The 1,149-nt window shown below is 70.0% G+C and carries 1 protein-coding gene; it reads right to left on the bottom strand.

Features of this window, described 5'->3' with window-relative positions:
* Positions 1-115: 115 nt before the first annotated feature.
* Positions 116-1,069: an IS5 family transposase gene (locus IEY36_RS30355; RefSeq protein ID WP_188974061.1), complete on the bottom strand. Its 954-nt coding sequence runs from the start codon at positions 1,067-1,069 to the stop codon at positions 116-118.
* Positions 1,070-1,149 lie beyond the last annotated feature (80 nt).

Raw genomic sequence — 1,149 nt, 5'->3', positions numbered from 1 at the left:
GGAGACCCCTGCGAAACGGGCCTGATCGGGTAATGGAGGCGTGGTAGCGACCTGGGAACGGTAATGTTGGACGGCTTTGGTGCCGGGCTGTCGTGCGGCGGACGCACCTTTCCTGTCAGGCGAGCAGGCGTTCGGCGCGGCGCAGGTTCATGGCCGTGCAGAGCAGATGGAGGTGGGCGCCATTGCGGACGAGGCCGCGGTAGCGGACGCGGCGCCAGCCATAGCTGCGTTTCAGCGTCCCGAAGGCGCGCTCGACCTGGCCGCGGATTGGCGCCAGCGCCGTGTTCATCCAGCGCTGCCAGGCCGCCAGCGGGCGGCGCGCATGGCCACGATGCATGATGCCGTCGACGATGCCGGCATCGGCCAGCGCCTCACGCCGAGGCGCGCTGTCATAGGCTTTGTCGGCGAACACCGCCGCCTCGTCGCCCTGCACCAGCCCGTCGGCGGCGAGGCTGTCGCCGACATCGGCGCCGGTGAGCACGGCGTCGCGGATCAGGTCCGATCCAAGATCCACCGCGACATGCGCCTTGAAGCCGAAGAAGCTGCGCTGGCCGCGCCGCGTGAAGCCGGCCTCGGGGTCCTTGGTCGAGACCTCGCCCTCGCTGTGTGGCGGGCGAGCGACCGCCGCCTCGACCAGCGTCGCATCGATCAGCGTGCCGGCCTTCAGAACCAGGCCCTTCGTGTCGAGCTGGCGATTCAACTCGCCGAACAGTGCTTCGGCCATGCCGCGCTCGGCCAAGGCGGTGCGGTACCGGCACAGCGTGGTCTCGTCCGGCGTACCGTCGTCCAGGCCGAAGCCGCAGAAGCGACGGAACGACAGCCGGTCGGCCAGCGCTTCCTCAAGGCCAGGATCGGAGAGCTGGTACCACTGCGCCAGCAGCAGCGCCCGGAACAGCGCCAGCGGCGGATAGCCGGGCCGGCCGGTGGGCGCGCGCAGCGGGGCGAGCAGGCGCTCCATCGGCGCCCAGTCGATCAGGCCGACAATGCGTTCCAGACGACGATTGGAACCCGCACCCGCCGGCAGCAGCGCCTCCGCCAGGCTCGCCTGTCCGATCCGACGCTGACCCATCCCCGCCTCGCCGCTGCCATCACAAGCATCAGCGAATCAGTCCTTCGCTCACTCAGCAAGGCGTTTCGCAGGGATCTCCG

Origin of the sequence: Neoroseomonas lacus (genome assembly GCF_014644535.1) — a bacterium.
Classification (GTDB): domain Bacteria; phylum Pseudomonadota; class Alphaproteobacteria; order Acetobacterales; family Acetobacteraceae; genus Neoroseomonas; species Neoroseomonas lacus.
The sequence above is the reverse complement of the archived record's forward strand: the minus strand, read 5'-3'. Positions and strand labels throughout refer to the sequence as shown.